Source organism: Planctomonas deserti, assembly GCF_003067705.1.
In the GTDB taxonomy this organism is placed as follows: Bacteria; Actinomycetota; Actinomycetes; order Actinomycetales; family Microbacteriaceae; genus Planctomonas; species Planctomonas deserti.
The window spans coordinates 1-611 of the sequence record NZ_QANL01000104.1 but is presented as its reverse complement, the minus strand read 5'-3'; the positions used below and the strand labels follow the sequence as shown (position 1 = coordinate 611).

Below are 611 nucleotides of genomic sequence, written 5' to 3'. Positions count from 1 at the left end.
AGCAAGCCATCGTGGAACACCACCTCGTGCGGTGCCTGCGGGCCATGCCGCAGCCAGATGCCGCCGCTGTCCACCAGCACGTCATAGTCGGTATGGATGCCGCACTGGTCTGCGCGCAGCTTCGGGGTGTCAGCGGCAATTGCAGGTACGGTGACCACAGCAGCCAGCAGGGCCAAGGCGGGTGCTGACAGGCGCATGGTGGAATCCTTTCCGGTCATTGCAGGACCCCAGCATCCCGCGTTCGGCAGGCGCCGTCACCCGCCGAAAGTCACTGCGCGATGGCGATTCGTCCGGCCATACCGGCTTTCCCACCGACTGCCCACCACCTATCCACAGGGTTGTCCCTAGCCAGTTTCATCACTGTCATGTGAAGCTGTCATTGTTCCGTTTTCGCGGTGCGTTGTACCACCGCAATGACGCCTTTCGGGCTTGACTGCGCAGCCCGTTCCGGCAGGTCTGAAGCGTCTGATCCGGGCGCCGATGGCACGATCCTTGCGGCGCAAGGGATTGCCGAATTTCACTACATTTGGCGTTGACGGACCCCTTTACCCCCACTATCTTGTGGCCGTCGGTCGCAGCAACCCCAATTCCAGGGGTTGCCCGGGGTTCCC

The 611-nt window shown here is 62.7% G+C and carries 1 protein-coding gene; it reads right to left on the bottom strand.

What is annotated here, in order from left to right:
* Positions 1-197: hypothetical protein (locus DAI20_RS19765; protein ID WP_205781517.1), on the bottom strand; the 197-nt coding region annotated here is incomplete at its 3' end.
* Positions 198-611 lie beyond the last annotated feature (414 nt).